15 protein-coding genes are annotated in these 15,996 nt (G+C 69.0%); 2 read left to right on the top strand and 13 right to left on the bottom strand.

Features of this window, described 5'->3' with window-relative positions; translation table 11 throughout:
• Positions 1-40 precede the first annotated feature (40 nt).
• Both PSV23_RS13285 and PSV23_RS13290 read left to right on the top strand, forming a co-directional pair.
• Positions 41-1,216, top strand: a complete 1,176-nt coding sequence (locus PSV23_RS13285) for a DNA (cytosine-5-)-methyltransferase (protein WP_300469759.1) — start codon at positions 41-43, stop codon at positions 1,214-1,216.
• Between the two features lie 74 nt (positions 1,217-1,290).
• Entirely contained in the window at positions 1,291-1,740 is a 450-nt protein-coding gene (locus tag PSV23_RS13290) for a surface-adhesin E family protein (RefSeq protein ID WP_300469761.1), read from the top strand.
• 3 nt (positions 1,741-1,743) lie between these two features.
• Here the strand turns inward: PSV23_RS13290 and gyrB are convergent, their stop codons facing one another.
• The 13 genes from gyrB to PSV23_RS13355 form a co-directional block, all read right to left on the bottom strand.
• The gene (gyrB, locus tag PSV23_RS13295) at positions 1,744-4,182 is read right to left on the bottom strand and encodes a DNA topoisomerase (ATP-hydrolyzing) subunit B (protein ID WP_300469763.1); all 2,439 of its coding nucleotides are present in this window, start codon (positions 4,180-4,182) and stop codon (positions 1,744-1,746) included.
• Between the two features lie 826 nt (positions 4,183-5,008).
• Positions 5,009-6,142 (bottom strand): DNA replication/repair protein RecF, encoded by a 1,134-nt coding sequence (gene recF, locus PSV23_RS13300; protein WP_300469766.1) that lies wholly within the window; start codon positions 6,140-6,142, stop codon positions 5,009-5,011.
• Complete coding sequence (locus tag PSV23_RS13305; protein WP_300469768.1) at positions 6,139-6,594, bottom strand: hypothetical protein; 456 nt, start codon at positions 6,592-6,594, stop codon at positions 6,139-6,141. The genes recF and PSV23_RS13305 overlap by 4 nt, the downstream gene beginning before the upstream one ends.
• On the bottom strand, positions 6,591-7,709 hold the full coding sequence (gene dnaN, locus PSV23_RS13310; RefSeq protein ID WP_292098613.1) for a DNA polymerase III subunit beta: 1,119 nt from the start codon (positions 7,707-7,709) through the stop codon (positions 6,591-6,593). Before dnaN ends, PSV23_RS13305 begins: the two co-directional genes overlap by 4 nt.
• 257 nt (positions 7,710-7,966) lie before the next feature.
• Positions 7,967-9,418, bottom strand: coding sequence for a chromosomal replication initiator protein DnaA (gene dnaA / locus PSV23_RS13315; protein ID WP_370461088.1), 1,452 nt, complete (start codon positions 9,416-9,418; stop codon positions 7,967-7,969).
• A gap of 440 nt (positions 9,419-9,858) precedes the next feature.
• Positions 9,859-10,128 (bottom strand): 30S ribosomal protein S20, encoded by a 270-nt coding sequence (rpsT, locus tag PSV23_RS13320; protein WP_300469773.1) that lies wholly within the window; start codon positions 10,126-10,128, stop codon positions 9,859-9,861.
• 140 nt (positions 10,129-10,268) lie between these two features.
• Positions 10,269-11,057: an enoyl-CoA hydratase-related protein gene (locus PSV23_RS13325; RefSeq protein WP_300469775.1), complete on the bottom strand. Its 789-nt coding sequence runs from the start codon at positions 11,055-11,057 to the stop codon at positions 10,269-10,271.
• 168 nt (positions 11,058-11,225) lie between these two features.
• A complete protein-coding gene (locus PSV23_RS13330) occupies positions 11,226-11,675 on the bottom strand; it encodes a hypothetical protein (protein WP_300469777.1) in 450 nt (149 codons plus the stop codon).
• Positions 11,676-11,814: 139 nt separating this feature from the next.
• Positions 11,815-12,501, bottom strand: a complete 687-nt coding sequence (locus tag PSV23_RS13335) for a hypothetical protein (RefSeq protein WP_300469780.1) — start codon at positions 12,499-12,501, stop codon at positions 11,815-11,817.
• Positions 12,502-12,564: 63 nt separating this feature from the next.
• Complete coding sequence (locus PSV23_RS13340) at positions 12,565-13,134, bottom strand: DUF3828 domain-containing protein (protein WP_366524244.1); 570 nt, start codon at positions 13,132-13,134, stop codon at positions 12,565-12,567.
• A gap of 39 nt (positions 13,135-13,173) precedes the next feature.
• The gene (locus tag PSV23_RS13345) at positions 13,174-13,713 is read right to left on the bottom strand and encodes a DUF1697 domain-containing protein (RefSeq protein WP_300469784.1); all 540 of its coding nucleotides are present in this window, start codon (positions 13,711-13,713) and stop codon (positions 13,174-13,176) included.
• Positions 13,714-13,717: 4 nt separating this feature from the next.
• Positions 13,718-14,581, bottom strand: a complete 864-nt coding sequence (mutM, locus tag PSV23_RS13350; RefSeq protein WP_300469786.1) for a bifunctional DNA-formamidopyrimidine glycosylase/DNA-(apurinic or apyrimidinic site) lyase — start codon at positions 14,579-14,581, stop codon at positions 13,718-13,720.
• 3 nt (positions 14,582-14,584) lie between these two features.
• Entirely contained in the window at positions 14,585-15,874 is a 1,290-nt protein-coding gene (locus tag PSV23_RS13355) for a hypothetical protein (RefSeq protein WP_300469788.1), read from the bottom strand.
• Positions 15,875-15,996 lie beyond the last annotated feature (122 nt).

The raw sequence follows: 15,996 nt of genomic DNA on the forward strand, positions 1-15,996 counted from the left end.
TCCAGTGGACTCCGGGACGCCGGGGCGTCAGCGTCTGATCATGAGCGAATCGCGCGCTGAAACGCCGGAGGACGGCCGCCCCGGCTTCTACGAGTTCTTCGCCGGCGGCGGCATGGTCCGGGCCGGGCTGGGCGAGGGCTGGCGCTGCCTGTTCGCCAATGACATCGACGCCGGAAAGGGTCAGGCCTATCGCGCCAACTGGGGCGACGGCGATTTCCAGCTCGGCGACATCGGCGCCGTGACCGCTGGCCAGCTGCCGGGCTCGGCCGATCTCATGTGGGGCTCTTTCCCCTGTCAGGATCTGTCGCTGGCGGGCGCCGGCGCGGGGCTGGGAGGACGCCGATCCGGTACGTTTCACGCCTTCTGGGACGTGGCGCGGGGGCTGGCGGGCGAGGGACGGGCGCCCGCGATCGTGGCGGTCGAGAATGTGTGCGGCACGCTGACGTCGCGCGGCGGGCGCGATTTCGAGGCGGTCTGCCGTACCTATGTTGAGGCGGGCTATCGCTGGGGCGCCCTGATCATCAATGCGGATCGGTTCCTGCCCCAGTCGCGGCCGCGCCTGTTCGTGATCGGCGTCCGGGGCGACCTGCCGGCGCCGGCCGGTCTGACCACGCCCGGGCCGCTTGAGCCGTTTCATCCGGCCACCCTGCGCCGCGCCGTCGACCGACTGCCGGAGGCCCTGCGCGCCCGAATGGTCTGGTGGCGGCTGCCCGAACCTGACGCGCGACCGGCGGATCTGGCGACGATCATCGAGAATGACACGGCCGATGCGCCGTGGAGCCCGCTGGAGCGGACGGCGCGGCTGCTCGGCCTCATGTCGCCGGTCAATCTGGCCAAGGTCGAACAGGCGCGCCGCGACGGCGGGCGGCGCGTCGGGGCCCTGTACCGGCGGACCCGTCGGGACGCCGACGGCGGCAAGCTGCAGCGGGCCGAGGTGCGTTTCGACGTCGCTGGCTGCCTGCGCACCCCCGCGGGCGGGTCCAGCCGCCAGACGGTGCTGGTGATCGACGGGGGCGTGGTGCGCTCGCGGCTGATGTCGGCGCGCGAGACGGCGCGGCTGATGGGGCTGGCCGACGGCTACCGGTTGCCCGCGTCCAGCAGCGCCGCATATCGGTTGACCGGAGACGGCGTCGCCGTGCCCGTCGTGCGGCATCTGGCGGAATGGCTGTTCGAGCCGATCCTGGCGGCCGCCGCGGGAGCCCGCCGCGCCGCCTGATCCCGTCCGCAGGACCCTCTTGCCAAAGCCGCACAGCGGAGCATCATGCCGGTCAGGGGTCTGGGGAGATCATCGTGAAATATCTTGCACTGAGCCTTGTGGTTCTGGCGGTGACCGGAGCGGCGGCGCCGGCGGCGCCGGCGGCGGCCGAGAGCTGGCATCCGTTCTCGCGCAGTCCGAACAACGTCTTCATGGCCGACGTCGACAGCATCCTGGCGAACGGCGACATCACGTCGGTGCGGGTCGCCACGGCCCCGCGTCACGGGACGGCGGGCGACTACAGCCATTCGATCGAGACCTATGAGTTCAAGTGCGCCGCGGGCAGTTGGCGAACCGCCGGCGTGGTCGAATACGGCGCCGACGGCGCGGAGGCCGACCGCTATCCCGAAGAGGGGGCGGCGTGGGAGGATATGCGTCCGAACACCGCGCCCGACTTCCTCAACAACATCGTCTGCAAGGGCTCGCGCGCCCAGCCGCCGATCTGGGCGACGATCAAGGACTTCATCGACGCAGGCCGCCCTTAGGTTTCAGGCGTCGACGGCGGCGTCCAGGGCATTGGCCTGGATGAACTCGCGGCGCGGCTCGACCACGTCGCCCATCAGCTTGGCGAACAGGTCGGACGCGTCCTCCTGGTGCTCGACCTGGACCTTCAGCAGGGTGCGGGCGTTGACGTCGAGCGTGGTCTCCCACAGCTGTTCGGGGTTCATCTCGCCCAGGCCCTTGTAGCGCTGGATGGCGAGGCCCTTCTTGCCCGCGTCCAGCACCGCCTCGAGCAGGTCGAGCGGACCGCGGATGGTCACGGCCTTGTCCTTGCGGCGGAAGATGGCCGGCTTGTCGAACAGGCCCTCGAAGGCGGTCGAGCGTTCGGCCAGACGGCGGGCGTCCAGCGAGCGGATCAGCGCCTCTTCCAGCACGATGCGTTCGGTCACGGCGCGGCGCACGCGTTCGAAGGCCACGGCCCCCTGGGCGCCCGGCGAACCGGTCCAGTCGCCGTCGCCTTCCTCGGCGTAGAGGTTCAGACGGGTGGCGGCTTTCGCCGGATCGGCGGGGTCCTCGTCGAACAGGCCGGCCAGGGCCGCCTGTTCGACGGCGAAGACGGGCGCGCGTTGCGACAGGCGATCGACGCCGGCCTTGAACGCCTTGGCCTCGCGCACCAGCGCCTGCAGGTCGAGACCGACGCGGCGTTCGCCATTGGGCAGGTCCAGCTCGGCCTCGGACGACCCTTCCTCGATGAGGTAGGAGTCCATCTCGGACTGGTCCTTGAGGTAGCGCGACTGCTTGCCCTTGGACACTTTGTAGAGGGGCGGCTGGGCGATGTAGACGTGGCCGCGCTCGATCAGCTCGGGCATCTGGCGGTAGAAGAAGGTCAGCAGCAGGGTCCGGATGTGGGCGCCGTCGACGTCGGCGTCGGCCATCAGGATGATCTTGTGATAGCGCAGCTTGTCGGCGTTGAAATCGTCGCGGCCGATGCCGGTGCCGAGCGCCAGGATCAGGGTGCCGATCAGCTCGGACGACAGCATGCGGTCGAAGCGGGCGCGCTCGACGTTGAGGATCTTGCCGCGCAGGGGCAGGACGGCCTGGTTCTCGCGGTTGCGGGCCTGTTTGGCCGAGCCGCCGGCGGAATCGCCCTCGACGATGAACAGTTCGGACTTGGCCGGATCGCGTTCCTGACAGTCGGCCAGCTTGCCGGGCAGGGACGAGATTTCCATGGCCGACTTGCGCCGGGTCAGGTCGCGGGCCTTGCGCGCGGCCTCGCGGGCGGCGGCGGCCTCGATGATCTTGGCGACGACCTGCTTCGCCTCGACCGGATGCTCCTCGAACCAGGTCGACAGGCCTTCGGAACACAGGCCCTCGACGGCCGGGCGCACCTCTGACGAGACCAGCTTGTCCTTGGTCTGGGACGAGAATTTCGGATCCGGCACCTTGACCGAGAGGACGCAGGTCAGGCCCTCGCGGGCGTCCTCGCCCGAAACCGAGACCTTCTCCTTTTTCGCGGCGCCGGCGGCGTCGATATAGCCGCCCATGACCCGCGTCAGCGAGGCGCGGAAGGCCGAGAGGTGGGTGCCTCCATCCCGCTGGGGGATGTTGTTGGTGAAGCACAGCATGGTCTCGTGGTAGCTGTCGTTCCACCACAGGGCGAGATCGATCTCGATCCCTTCCTTCTTGCCGCGAATGACGATGACGTCCTTGAGGATGGGCGTCTTGGACTTGTCGAGGTGGCGCACGAAGGCCTCGACCCCGCCCTCGTAGTGCAGGATTTCCTCGAACGGCTCGGCCCCGCGATGGTCCTGCAGCTTGATGACCACGCCCGAGTTGAGGAAGGCCAACTCGCGCAGGCGGTGCTCCAGCGTCTTCAGATCGAAGTCGATGTGGGCGAAGGTGGTGACCGAGGGATAGAAGGTGACTTCGGTGCCCGACAGCACCTTGCCGTTGTCACGCAGCGGAGCGTCGCCGGTGACGCGCAGGCTCTCGACCGTGTCGCCGCGGGCGAACTTCATCTCGTGGCGCTTGCCGTTGCGATAGATGACCAGTTTGAGCCAGTCCGACAGGGCGTTGACGACCGAGACGCCGACGCCGTGCAGGCCGCCCGAGACCTTGTAGGAATTCTGGTCGAATTTACCGCCGGCGTGCAACTGGGTCATGATGACCTCGGCCGCCGAGACGCCCTCGCCCTCGTGGATGTCGGTGGGGATGCCGCGGCCGTTGTCGGTGACGGTGACCGAGCCGTCGGCGTTGAGGATGACCTGGACCAGGTCGGCATGGCCGGCGAGGGCCTCGTCGATGGCGTTGTCGACCACCTCATAGACCATGTGGTGCAGGCCCGAGCCGTCGTCGGTGTCGCCGATATACATGCCGGGGCGTTTGCGCACCGCGTCCAGGCCCTTGAGGACCTTGATGGAATCGGCGCCGTAGGCGGCCTCTTCGGCGGTGTCGACGTTGCGCGCGGTCTCGGTGTTGTCGGTCATATATTCGGTCGGTGAAACGCCCTCTCGGAGGGCTTCGGAAGGCGGCGGTTCAACCGCCTCGGACGGGCTGTTTTCAGGGCGCGAATCCGATCCGCGCCAAGGCCCGCAACATATAGGGATTCAGGGCGGAATTGCGAGGAAAAGCGGCGGTCGAAAAGGCCGCGCGCAGCCTTCGGCGCCGCGCTGGATTCAGGGCGGTTATGGGAGGCGTGGGCGGAGCGTCCGGGCCTTCGCCCGGATGAGAAGATTTGAATACCGTTTCGGCGAAAGACGAACGCTCCGCGCGGTCGGTTTTCGACGGGCACGGACGAAAACCCCCTCTTTGCAGGGTGGTCCGTTAAGCTCGCCACGGGCGGGGACGGCGACGACCGTCTCCCGGACCAGCGCGGGTTCTGACTACCCCGCGCCCTGAGCCGCCGGCTTTCCACCGGTTCGGCTTCCGCTGCCGGGAAAAGGGTCCCGGTGCGGCCCGCTCCTTCCGCTCCCGCCGCCGCTTCGGTTCGCCGGCCGAGCGAGCCTCCCTGCGACGGGACGGGGAGCAGTGTCGCACGGGGCTGGACCAAGGCTACGAAATGACGCTGCTTTTTGTGTGATCCTGTTTCAGATCAACGCGTTGGTTCGTCAGGATTGTCTGGCTGGAGGTTTATTCCTCGCATGCTTTTCTTGTCGTCATCCCGGCGAAGGCCGGGACCCAGCGGCGCCGAAGGCGATCTGTTCACGCACGCTGGGGCGGTCAGTTGTGTCCGCGACAGCTTCGCGCTCTCGCGCGCCGCTGGGTCCCGGGGTCGCTGCGCGCCCCGGGATGACGACAGAAAGGGAAGAGCGCCTAGTCGTCCTGCGCGAAGCCGCCGCCCTCGACCCGCACGAACTGCGCCCGGCCGCGCAGGGGGGCGAACAGTTCGGCCTCGGTGCCGGTCATGAAGGCCTGCAGGCCCAGCGCCTCGATCTCGTCGAACAGGGCGGCGCGGCGGGCCGTGTCGAGGTGGGCCGGAGCCTCGTCGAGCAGCAGGACCGGGGGCGCGGGCTGGTCGGCCAGACGGGCGATCTGGGCGAGGATCAGGTTGAGCACCAGCGCCTTCTGCTCGCCCGAGGAGCCCTCGGCGGCGGGGCGGTTCTTCTCGCGGTGCAGGGCGGTCAGGTCGGAGCGGTGGGGGCCGTAGAGGGAGCGGCCGGCGGCGGCGTCGCGGGCGCGGGAACGGGCCAGACCCTCGCGGAGGGCGGCGGCGACGGCTTCGGGGCCGGCGCCGGCGGCGGCCATGGCCTCGGCCTCGCCGGTCAGGCCGAGGTCGGCCTGGGGGAAGGGGCGGTCGTTGCGGGCGTCGATGGCGGACTGGAGGGTGGTCAGGGCGCCAGCGCGGGCCAGAGCGGCGGCGGCCCCCGCCTCGCCCAGCCGGATCTCCAGCGCGTCGAGCCACAGGGGGTCGGCGGCGCGGCCCTCGGCGCCTTCGGTCAGAAGGCGCAGGCGTTCGCGCAGGGCCTTCTCATAGGCCGAGACCGAGGCGGCGTGGGCGGGGTCGGCGGCGAACACCAGCCGGTCGAAAAAGCGCAGGCGAGCGGCGCGGGCGTCGGAGAACAGCCGGTCCTGCTCGGGCGTGGCCCAGACCGGGCGCAGATGGTCGAGCAGCCGTCCGGGCTGGGCCGTCTCGCCGTCGATGCGGACGATGCGGCGGGCGGCGCCGGCGGACTGGACGCCGGTGCCGAGTTTCGTCTCGCCCTCGCCGTCGGTCAGGACGGCGGCGGCAGCCCAGGCGCGGCCGCTCGCCTCGCCCGGTTCGCGCCGGCCCATCTCGGGGGCCGTGGCCCCGCGCAGCCCCTTGCCGGGGGTGAACAGGCTGAGGGCTTCCAGCAGATTGGTCTTGCCCGCGCCGTTCGGCCCGTAGAGCACCACCGACCCCGCCGTGATCGGCAGGGTGGCCGCTGCGTAGGAGCGGAAGTCGGTGAGGGTGAGGGACGTGATCATGACGAGCGGCCAAGCCACTCGCGCAGAGACTTGAGAACCTCCCGGGGCATCAGGACGAACCCGAGATTGTGGCGGGCACCCGCGCGCGCGTCGAAGGCCTCTGCCCGCTCCTTGCAGATCAGAAAGCCTGAACCTGCCGCCGTCAGAACGAAGACATCGAAGGTCTCTATGTTGCTTTTCCGTATCACGAGCGTTCGTCCCCATACAGGACGATATGTGAGCGTTTCCCGTTCCAGCCGGATCCGCTTCGAGCGCAGAATACCGGTAGCGCTGAAAAGAATGCCGATAACAGGTCCGGCGATCACGATGGAACCCGGCGTCCAACCTTCCCAGCCAATCAGCGCCGCCAGTATGAACGCGCCCACGGTCCAGGAGACCATCAGGGCCGCATAGACGATCTTCGGCGTATCGATGACCGCTCCAGACCGTTCCGCCGATCCGGAGGGCGTCACACCCTCAGCGGCATCAGCACATACTGCACGCCCGGATCGCCCGGATCGAGGACCAGGGTCGGGCTGGCCGGGTCGGCGAATTTGAAGTGGGCGGTCTCGCCGGTGATCTGGCCGGCGACGTCGAGCAGGTAGCGGGCGTTGAAGCCGATCTCGAAGGGCTCTTCGGAATAGCCGATCTCGACCTCCTCGACCCCCTGGCCGGCCTCCATGTTGCGCACCGTCAGGGTGACGCGGTCGAGGTCGAAGGCCAGTTTCACCGAGCGGCTCTTCTCGGCCGAAATGGTGGCGACGCGGTCGACGGCCTGGGCGAACAGGGCGTTGTCGATGTCGGCCTGTTTGTCGTTCCCCTTGGGGATGACGCGCATATAGTCGGGGAAGGCGCCGTCGATGACCTTTGACGTCAGGCTGGCCTGGCCGAATTCGAAGCGGATCTTCTGCGGGCTGACCATGACCTCGACCGGGCCGGAACCGTCGTCGAGCAGGCGGCGGACCTGGTCGATGGTCTTGCGCGGAACGATGACGCCGGGACCGCCGGCGGCGCCTTCAGGAGCCGGCGTCTCGGCGAGGGCGAGGCGATGGCCGTCGGTGGCCACGGCGCGCAGCAGCGGAATGCCGGCCTCGGCCACGGTGTGGAGATACAGGCCGTTCAGATAGTAGCGCGTCTCTTCGGTCGAGACCGCGAACCGGGTCTTGTCGATCAGCCGGGCCAGGTCTTCCTTGGGCAGGGAGAAGCGCGTGCCCGAGGTGTCGGTCGACATGACCGGGAAGTCGCCGGCCGGCAGGACCGGCAGGTTGAATTTGGAACGGCCGGCCTGGACCACCAGACGGGGGTCGTCGCCATTGTAGGAGAGCGAGACCTCGGCGCCGTCGGGCAGCTTGCGGACGATTTCGTAGAGGGTGTGGGCGGGGGCGGTGATCTGGCCCTCGACATTCACCTGGGCCTCGGCCTCGTCGACCATCTCCATGTCGAGGTCGGTGGCGGCGAAGCTGAGCTTGTCGCGGCCCGCGCTGAGCAGGACGTTGGACAGGATCGGAATGGTGTTGCGGCGCTCGACGACGCTCTGCACGTGGCCGAGGGCCTTGAGGAGCGCGGATCGTTCGATGGTCAGTTGCATGTGGTCTCGCCCGCCGTCAGCGACTCACAAGCCGCCGCAAAGAGATAGGGCCACCGACACTAGCGGATTGGCCGGGCGGGGCAACGGTCTGAAAAGCGGTCCACAGACTTCTCCCTCCCCTTCATGGGGAGGGACCGCGAGGCGCAGCCGAGCGCGGGTGGGGTACGAAAGGGTCGGAGCGCAGACTGACTTGCCCCAACCTGTCGTCGCGACGCGCCGACATCCCTCCCCATAAAGGGGAGGGAGAGCCGTCGGCGTCAGCCCCGCAGCTTGCGGGTCAGCGTCTCGACGTCCCGCGCGATCTGGTCGTCGAGGCCCATCAGCTCCTCGATCTTGCGCACGCCGTGCAGGACCGTGGTGTGGTCCCTGCCTCCAAACCGGCGGCCGATGTCGGGGTAGGAGCGGGTCGTGTGCTGTTTGCACAGCCACATGGCGATCTGGCGCGGGCGGGCCACGGCGCGGGTGCGGCGCTCCGAGAGCAGGTCGGCCTGTTTGAGGCTGAAATGGTCGGCGACGGTCTTCTGGATCTCGTCGACGGTGATGCGACGCTCGGGCCCGCCGCGCAGGGCCGAGCCGAGCAGGGCCTGGGTCTCGTCGACGCTGAGCGACGACAGGCGGGCGCCGGCGACGGCGGCCAGGGTGTTCACGGCGCCCTCCAGCTCGCGCATCGAGCCGGGCGTGCGATCGACCAGGTGTTCGAGGACCTCGGCCTGGGCCTCGCCCGAGACGACGCCGAGGTTGGCGAGCGCCTGGATGCGGTTACGGGCCACGGCCAGTTTCAGGGCGCGGTCGGCGGGCTCGACCGGGCAGGTCAGGCCCGAGGCCAGATGGCTGCGCAGGCGCGGCTCGACCTCGGTCAGGGCCATGGGCGGGCGGTCGGCCGAGATGATGATCTTCTTGCCGTCCTCGATCAGGGCGGTGAGGGTCGACAGCAGTTCTTCCTGGGTGCCGGCCTTGCCGCCGACGAACTGGACGTCGTCGATCAGCAGCATGTCGGCGCTGCGCAAACTGTCCTTGAACGCGGCCATGGTGCGGTCCTGGGCGGCGCGCACGAAGGTCGACAGGAAGCGTTCGGCGGTCAGATAGACGACCCTGGCGTCCGGGCGCAGCCGCTGGGCCTCCCAGGCGATGGCGTTCAGCAGGTGGGTCTTGCCGTAGCCATAGGGGCCGCAGAAGAAGATCGGGTTGAAATGGCCGTCGGCCCAGGCCGCGGCCTGGCGGGCGATGGCCAGGGCGAAGGCATTGCCCTGGCCTTCCACGAAGCTGTCGAAGGTCAGGCGGTCCTGCAGGCCGGCGGCGCGCACGGCGCGGGCCCCGTCGGCGACCGGCGGCACGGTGGCCATGGGCATGGCGACGGGTTGAAGCGGGATAACGGCGGCGCCCTCGGCGCGGCCCGCGGCGACCTGCGAAGCCGAGGGGGTCGAACCCATCTCGGCGCGGCAGCGCACGTCGAGACGGCGCGACAGGCCGTCCAGACCCAGCCACAGCTCATTCATGCGGCGCAGGGCGTTCTTGCGCACCCAGTCGCGGGCATAGGCGGTCGGGGTGACCAGGATCAGCTGGCCCGAACCGTCGGCGCGGACGGCCGACGGCGCGATATAGGAGCTGAACGGCCCCTCGCCGATTTCCGAGCGAAGACGGCCTGCCGCCTCGGTCCAGATGCGATCCGGATCCGTCATCCCCGCCATTTCCGCGCTCCCCGTAAACATCAGCCACCCGCTCAAACCATCACCGCTGACATCCTTCGAGCGCGCCTGAAACCGGGACGACTTCTCCTGTCCCGCGTGGCGATGGCGCCGCGCAGGTGGGGTCGAACTCTCGAACAGACGTCTCACGCCGACACGAAATCAGGTTCCGCGCCGTCTTCATCCGTGTGGGGATGGAAGTGCGTCAGCGCCCCAAACTTACGCCCGGCGAGGGGGGCGTCAACGCTGATTCGCGAGTCGATTCGCACTTAAAATTGTTGACTCCGCTAAAGCCAAACACAGTCAACGAAAAACCGTATTTCGCCACAGAGGGGAGAGCCAATTCCCGCCAGGAGGCTTAGCAGCACACGTGCAAACGGCGAGGAAGCGTTCGCGCCCTCGCCGTTGAAATCGCTGATATTTACCATGACAGGCCTGTAAAAGGCCGTCCGTGGCCCGCTATGTCAGGCGGCCGACATTTTCTTCAACTGGGCGGCCAGACGGCCGACCTTGCGCGAACCCGTGTTCTTGTGAACCACGCCCTTGGAGACGGCGCGCATCAGCTCGGATTGCGCCTCGACGAAGGCGGTCTTCGCCGCGCCTGCGTCGCCGCCCATGACGGCTTCCTGGAATTTGCGCAGGAAGGTGCGGACACGCGTACGGCGCGCCTTGTTCACTTCGGTGCGGGCAGCGATCTTGCGGATCGCTTTCTTGGCGCCGGCATTGTTGGCCATCAGTCAAACCTTACGAACGGAAACGCCGCGGAGCATGGTCCACGGCGGGGAAATCTCGAAGAGCGCGCGGCTATAGCGGAAAGGGGTTGGGGGGTCAACGAGAGTCTGGGGACGGGGACCTTGTCCCTCGCCCCTGGTCCCTACTTGCCCGTGAACACCGGCTTCCGCTTCTCCACGAAGGCCGCCATCCCCTCCTTCTGGTCCTCGAAAGCGAACAGGCTGTGGAACAGGCGGCGTTCGAACTGGACGCCCTGGGTCAGGGTGGTCTCGAGGGCGGCGTTGACCATTTCCTTGTTGGCCATGACGGCCAGCGGGCTTTGCGAGGCGATCCTGGCGGCGATCTTGCGGACCTCGTCCAGCAGGGTTTCGTGGGGAACGACGCGGGAGGCGAGCCCGGCGCGTTCGGCCTCGGCCGCGTCCATCATGCGGGCGGTCAGGACCATGTCCATGGCCTTGGACTTGCCGACCAGGCGGGTCAGGCGCTGGGAGCCGCCGATGCCGGGGGCGACGCCGAGGTTGATCTCGGGCTGGCCGAACTTCGCCTTCTCCGAAGCGACGATGAAGTCGCACAGCATGGCCAGCTCGCAGCCGCCGCCGAGGGCGAAGCCGTTGACCGCGGCGATGATCGGCTTGCGGAAGCGGGTGATGCGGTCGTGGCCGAGGGCGAAGAAATTGCCCGTGTACATCTGGGCGTAGGTCTGGTCCTGCATCTCCTTGATGTCGGCGCCGGCGGCGAAGGCCTTGTCGCCCGACCCGGTCAGGATCAGGCAGCGCACCGTGTCGTCATGCTCGACCGCGTCGAGGAAGTCAGACAGGTCCCTGAACAGGGCCGAGTTGAGGGCGTTCAGCGCCTCGGGCCGGTTCAGGGTCACCAGCGCATAGCCGTCGGCGTGGCGTTCGATGAGCAGGGTGGAGAAGGTGTCGGACATGGGGCGCTCCCGAAGTGGCTGGTGGCTGGTGGCTAGTGGCTAGTGGCTAGTGAGCGGTGCGTCCAGATTTGGCGGAGATTTGGGCGCAGCCGGAGCCTGGCGCCGACCCGCTGAACACTGGCCACTAGCCACTAGCCACTAGCCACTAGCCACCAGCCACCAGCCACTCTAGCGCCTTGGGATCAGGGCCAGCGTCAATCCGGCGCGCAGAAGTTCGGCGATCACCACCATGGCCAGCAGGACGTTGGCGGCGATGACCTGACCGCGCGCGCCGGACAGGTCGAGGCTCCAGCCGAACAGGGAGGCGAAGGCCAGGGCCGCGGCGGCGGCCAGCGCCATGACGATCAGCAGCATCAGGGCGACATGGCTGGCCTTCAGCGCCGCCTGCAGCGTGGGACCTTCGTCCAGCGTCCGCGCCCGGCGGCGGAACAGCCAGGCGATGAAGCTGGTCGCCACCGTCTCGGCGAGGATGATCACCGCGAGGGCGCCGAGGAACCACAGGGCCAGGCCGCCCGTCTCGCCGCGACGCATCTGCTGCAGGAAATGGGCGAAATAGGCGCCCCAGACGGCGAGGCCGACGACGAGGCTGATCCAGAGGTGGGTGCGGCGATGGGTCATGCGCGCTCCTTACCCCTTCAGTCCGACCCTGTCCGCTTCAGCCCGATGTCGGCGGCCATGCTGGAAACAGCCCTGGCCGCCGTCGGCTCACTCTTGCGGAAGACGGAGCGGCCCCGCCGGGACCGTCCCGTTTCGGAAGCTAGAGGACGCTGCGGGGCGCGTCATCGCGGCGAACCTCGTCGCGGCGACCGTCCACGGCCTTGTCGATCCAGCGATGGTTCCGGCCGCCGTAGAGGCCGCCGAAGATCGCGGCGATGGCGCCGATCAGCATGGTCAGGAAGCCCCAGAGGGCCAGCATGGCCGTGGTGTCGGCGACTTCCCCGGCGGCGACCGGGGCCGGCAGCGGAGCCGGGGCGACCAGTTCGCCCTCGATCACGCGGCTGCCGGGCGTGACGTCCGTCACGACCGTGTCGCCGATCTCGCCGTCCCGAGCGTCGCCGCCGACCAGGGCCGCTGCCCCGCCGGCGCCGGCCGCGCTGGCGATGGTGATGGCCAGCAGGAAGGCCAGGGCCCAGACGGCGAGGCCATGCAGGGCGCCCCTGTGGTGGTCGGCGTATTTGGCCGCGCGCGTCGCGACCGCGCCGCCGATGAACAGGGCGATGGCGTTGGCGAAGGCCATCCACATGCCGGCGGCGGCGGTGAAGCCGGACGCGTCGCCGCCGTCAAAATCATAGGGATTGAAGGCCGAGGCTCCGAGGGCCACGCCCAGCAGGTTCAACATCGCCCCCACGGCGACGGCCACGATGGCGCCGGCGATGACGGCCGGCCACGAGATCAGGGTGTGAAGCGGGTGGCGAATGGGGTCCGAGATATAGGCGTCGGTCATGGTGTCCCTCCAGGGCTGTGACTTGGGGCCACAACCGCTGCGCAGGGCTCGCGGTTCCGTCCGTCAGGTCGCGACGTCCGCCTTCGCTTCGGCGATCCAGCCGGTCAGGCGCCGGACCATCGGCTCGTACGGGAACCGGCCCATCGATTCATAATGCTGGTCGTCGATGCGCCACTGGCCGTCCTCGAGGACGAGATTGTAGGTCTTGCGATGGACCGCATTGCCCGGCTCGGTGAACCCCTGGACGACGGCCACGTCCGCGCTGTCCGGGCCGGTCGAGGTTGCGGTGACCGACTGCAGCACCGGCGTGCCGTCCTGACAGTCGCAGATCGGGTCGGCCTCGAAGAAGCCGACGTCGCCTTCGTGCGTCAGGCGGTCGCTCTCGGCGAGCAGGGCCCGGGTGCGCGCGGACCAGATCGTGCGCTCCTCGATGCGTTCGGCGGGGCCGCCCGGCATGTCGCCTTCCCCGTAGAGCGACCGCACGAAGGCCTCGGGCGTCGCGGCGGCCGGGTCCGGGGCGGCGGACGCCTCGGGAGCCTCCGACGTCTCGGGAGCGGGGGAACAGGCGGCCAGCGCCAGGGCGGCGACCGTAAGCATCAATATCCTGCGCATGGGCTTCCTGTTTCTGGTCATTGATCCGGGCCACGGCGCGCCTTTCGCCGGGGCCGGCGTTCAGGTCTTCAGCCCTACCATATCCGCCAGCTTGAGCACGGTGTTCCAGTTGCGGCCCGTGCCCATGCCCAGCATGCGGGGCGTGGCCTTCCTGAAGATGGCGGACTGGCCCTGGCCGTCGGGGAACCAGAAATAGAGAACGCCGTCGACGGCCTCGACCGCCTCGCCGCCCTCCGCGAGGGCGCGGCAGGCCTCCAGCGCGCCGTCCCTGATCCCGTCCTTCATGACCATGGCCAGCACCCTGGCCGGATGAGCCTTCGCCTCGGCGGGGAAGGGGTTGGCGGCGATCAGCCTGGCCCACTGTTCCGGGGTACGGACCATGGCGGCGACCTTGAGGCCGAAGGTCTCGTCCATGGCGGCCTCGATGTCGGCTTCGAGGGCGGCGGCCGCCTTGCCGCTTTCGACGACCAGATTGCCGCTGGCCTGAAGCGTGCGCGGGTTCTTCAGCCCCATGGCCTCGGCCATCGCCCGCTGCTCGCCGACGGGCGCGCGGACGCCGCCGGTGTTCATGCCGCGGAACAGGATGATGCGGTGGGTCATGGCGTCACCGTTTCTGGCAGCCCGGACAGTAGAAGGTCGAGCGGCCGGCCTGGACGATGCGTTTGACCACGCCGGAACACCCGTCCCCGAGGCACGGCTTCCCCTCGCGGCCGTAGACGTCGAAGCGGTGCTGGAAATACCCCTGCCCCCCGTCGGCGTTGGCGAAATCCTTCAGCGTCGAACCGCCGGCGGCTATGGCGTCGCCGAGCACGTCGCGCACCACCGCGGCCAGGGTTTCGAGGCGCGGTCCGGACACCTTGCCCGCAGCGGTCAGCGGCGAGATACGGGCGCGGTACAGGGCCTCGCAGACATAGATGTTGCCCAGTCCGGCGACGATGCGCTGGTCCAGCAGGCTGACCTTGATGTTCTGCTTCTTGCCCGTGAACGCCTCGGCCAGATGGGCGCCCGAGAAACCGTTGCCCAGCGGCTCGGGGCCGAGCCCGGCGAACCACGGATGGGCGTCAACCTCGCCCGTCGGGATCAGACCCATGAAGCCGAAGCGGCGGGCGTCGGCGAAGCCGAGACGGGTCGCGCCCTTGCCCTTCACCGCGCACAGGCTGACGTGCTCGTGCTTGCCGGCGACGGGGGCCGGTTCCTCGAACTCGCCCAGCTGTTCACCGTCCAGGGTGAAGCGGCCGGTCATGCCGAGGTGGGTGACCCAGGTCTCGCCAGTGGACAGGGGCATCAGCAGGTATTTGGCGCGGCGATCGATACGTTCGACCGTCGCCCCTTCCAGCCGGTCCACGAACCGGTCGGGAAAGGGAAAGCGCAGATCGGGCCGGTTCTGGCGCACGCGCGTCAGCCGCGCCCCGGTCAGGACCGGCTCGAGGCCGCGGCGGACGGTTTCGACCTCGGGGAGCTCGGGCATGGACTACGGGAGCAGGTCCACGGGCAGGATCTGGCTGGCCAGCAGGGTCTCCATGCCGTCCCAGCGGTTCGGTCCCTGCCGCTCGACCCAGGCCTGGACCACGTCGCGGCCGAGGCCGTAGTTGATGATGTAGCTGCGGTAGGTGTCGATGAAGCGCAGCCGCTGGGCCGCCTTGGCCGGGTCGGCGAGGCTGTATTTCGACAGCCGGGCGATGGTCTCCTCGCGCCCGACGCGTCCGGCCAGCCAGTCGTCGGCGATGGTGTATTCGGCCCGCGCCAGACGGCGCTGCAGTGCGCCGAGTTGCGCCTTCTTCTCCGCCGTCGACGGGTCCAGACCGGCGAGAGGGAACAGGACATCGCGTTCGAACACCGTGGCCTCGTCGCCCGGGAAGGCCAGGTCGACGCCGTAGTTGGCGCTGCCCTCGGCCACGAAGGACATGGGGCTGAACAGCGGATAGACGCTCATCTCGACCCAGTTGCGATCACGCACGAAGGTCTTTTCCAGCAGGGCGTTGTAGACGTGGTGGCCGGGATAGCCCTCGTGGCAGCCCAGGTCGATGGCCCGCTCGGTATAGATGGGGAAGTCGGCGTTGATCTCGATCCGGCTGGCCGCATCGCCCAGATAGTAGTTGTACCCCGACCACGGCTTGTCGCCGACGAAGCTGAGGGTGAACCGCTCATTGGCGGGCAGGTCGATGTGCCGGACGGTGCGGCGTCGGCATTCGGCGATGGCGGCGTCCATCACCGGCTGGAGGCGATCTTTCGGAATGACGTAGTGGGCCTTGAACGCCGTGACCCGATCGGTCAGCGAACCCTCGCCCGGGAGCAGGGCGTCGATCTCGGCCAGGATCGGATCGTAGGTCGACAAGGGCAGGAGCTCGGGCCGGATGCCGAACAGGGCCTCGGCCTCGTCGGCGAAGCCATGCTTCTCGCCCGACAGCATGCGCAGGCGCGCCGACGCGGCCGAGACATGGGCCAGCAGATATTTGCGGCGCTGGACCACGACGGGCTCGACGCCCCGTGTCGGGACGGCGTTCAGCCGCGAGGTCAGGGTGGCGGCGCCCTGGATCAGCTGCGGCACGGTGCGCGGGCTGGCCCTGGCCGCCTCCTGCCACGCCGCCGGGCCGTAATAGGCGTCGACATAGCCGGGCTCGCGCTCGCCGATCTCGAGGATCAGGGCGACATAGTCCCGCGCGATGGCGTCCAGGTCGTCGCCGGACGGATCAGCCGCCGGGGCCGGCGCGGTGGCGCAGGCGCCCAGCAGCATCAGCAGTCCAAGCAGAAAGGCGCGCATCGGAACCTCCATCGGCGAAGCGGGCGCACGCTAGATCACGACGGGCCGGGCCGGAACCGTGTAAATCGTCCCGAACGGCTTTGGTTCGAGGGGCGCATTCGGGATTGAGGGCGGCGCGGTCC

Origin of the sequence: Brevundimonas sp. (assembly GCF_029946145.1) — a bacterium.
In the GTDB taxonomy this organism is placed as follows: domain Bacteria; phylum Pseudomonadota; class Alphaproteobacteria; order Caulobacterales; family Caulobacteraceae; genus Brevundimonas.

What these genes read in the sequence shown, in the direction of transcription:
- PSV23_RS13285 (WP_300469759.1), top strand. Translation starts at nt 41, where the DNA reads ATGAGCGAATCGCGCGCTGAAACGCCGGAGGACGGCCGCCCCGGCTTC.
- gyrB (WP_300469763.1), bottom strand. Translation starts at nt 4,182, where the DNA reads ATGACCGACAACACCGAGACCGCGCGCAACGTCGACACCGCCGAAGAG.
- recF (WP_300469766.1), bottom strand. Translation starts at nt 6,142, where the DNA reads ATGATCACGTCCCTCACCCTCACCGACTTCCGCTCCTACGCAGCGGCC.
- dnaN (WP_292098613.1), bottom strand. Translation starts at nt 7,709, where the DNA reads ATGCAACTGACCATCGAACGATCCGCGCTCCTCAAGGCCCTCGGCCAC.
- dnaA (WP_370461088.1), bottom strand. Translation starts at nt 9,418, where the DNA reads ATGTTTACGGGGAGCGCGGAAATGGCGGGGATGACGGATCCGGATCGC.
- rpsT (WP_300469773.1), bottom strand. Translation starts at nt 10,128, where the DNA reads ATGGCCAACAATGCCGGCGCCAAGAAAGCGATCCGCAAGATCGCTGCC.
- PSV23_RS13325 (WP_300469775.1), bottom strand. Translation starts at nt 11,057, where the DNA reads ATGTCCGACACCTTCTCCACCCTGCTCATCGAACGCCACGCCGACGGC.
- PSV23_RS13330 (WP_300469777.1), bottom strand. Translation starts at nt 11,675, where the DNA reads ATGACCCATCGCCGCACCCACCTCTGGATCAGCCTCGTCGTCGGCCTC.
- PSV23_RS13335 (WP_300469780.1), bottom strand. Translation starts at nt 12,501, where the DNA reads ATGACCGACGCCTATATCTCGGACCCCATTCGCCACCCGCTTCACACC.
- PSV23_RS13340 (WP_366524244.1), bottom strand. Translation starts at nt 13,134, where the DNA reads ATGACCAGAAACAGGAAGCCCATGCGCAGGATATTGATGCTTACGGTC.
- PSV23_RS13345 (WP_300469784.1), bottom strand. Translation starts at nt 13,713, where the DNA reads ATGACCCACCGCATCATCCTGTTCCGCGGCATGAACACCGGCGGCGTC.
- mutM (WP_300469786.1), bottom strand. Translation starts at nt 14,581, where the DNA reads ATGCCCGAGCTCCCCGAGGTCGAAACCGTCCGCCGCGGCCTCGAGCCG.
- PSV23_RS13355 (WP_300469788.1), bottom strand. Translation starts at nt 15,874, where the DNA reads ATGCGCGCCTTTCTGCTTGGACTGCTGATGCTGCTGGGCGCCTGCGCC.